This window comes from Acinetobacter sp. (assembly GCF_036666595.1).
Lineage (GTDB): Bacteria > Pseudomonadota > Gammaproteobacteria > Pseudomonadales > Moraxellaceae > Acinetobacter.
Genome location: NZ_JAVWVO010000035.1, coordinates 1 through 1,005, shown reverse-complemented (window position 1 = coordinate 1,005; position 1,005 = coordinate 1). Strand labels below are relative to the sequence as shown.

Below are 1,005 nucleotides of genomic sequence, written 5' to 3'. Positions count from 1 at the left end.
TTCTATTTTTCTTGAGATTGAGTTTTGTTTTTCTGTATAGAAAAAGTATTCCTAAAGCTGAAATAATTAGGGTCTGTTGACATTTACTGTTCATAATTAACCCTATAAAGGTAGCCATAAAAATATACAGGCTAAAGCAACAGAACTTTGATAATTTCTTTTGAGCTTGTCATATCGAGTAGCTATTCCTCTAAATTGCTTTAATCTACAAAACATATTTTCAACTAAATGCCTGATTTTATATAAATACCAGTCCATATGGTCATTGTTCGATTGGCTATTTGTTTTCTTTGGTATATTCGCTTTAGTCCCTGTTTTCCTGATCTGTTCACGCAGTGGTTCTGAATCATAGCCTTTATCTGCACATACCACTTTTGTCTCTTTTAAATCTAATGTTGATATTAAATCAGGTGCAACTTTAACATCATGTGTGGTTCCATCGGTAATCATGAAATCAATAGGATTGCCATGTGCATCAACAATCAAATGTATTTTTGAGGAGTTTCCTCCTACACTTTTAGAAATAGATTGATTCGCTATGCCGGCAGAATGTTGATGAGCACGTACATGAGAGCCATCAATAAAAATCCACTCCATATCGGGGCATGAGGCTAGTAATTTGAATAATCTAAGTAACTTACCGCTGCTTGACCAACGATTAAAACGTTTGAAAATAGAGTTTGAATGACCAAAACAACAAGGAATATCTCGCCACGGACAGCCTGTTCTAATTCTATAGAGAATAGCTTCAATAAAATTGCGTAAATTTGAGTTGTGGTGAATGGATAAATTACGCAGAATAACTTTCAACTTTTGCCAGTGTTGATCTGTCAGCATGGTACGAGGCATAGCGAATAGTAAAATTGGGTTTGGCGATTTGATTTTACTACTTCGCTATTTTTTTAAGCTAAAAGTGTCAACACACCCTATTTATTTTCTAAATAATTGAATCATCTTCACGGCATCATTGTTTATCGATTATACTTTACCGCAGTCATGGTAAGA

1 protein-coding gene is annotated in these 1,005 nt (G+C 34.3%); it reads right to left on the bottom strand.

What is annotated here, in order from left to right; translation table 11 throughout:
• Window positions 1-102 precede the first annotated feature (102 nt).
• On the bottom strand, window positions 103-849 hold the full coding sequence (locus tag RR876_RS16555) for an IS5-like element ISAba31 family transposase (protein WP_004645384.1): 747 nt from the start codon (window positions 847-849) through the stop codon (window positions 103-105).
• Between the last annotated feature and the right edge of the window lie 156 nt (window positions 850-1,005).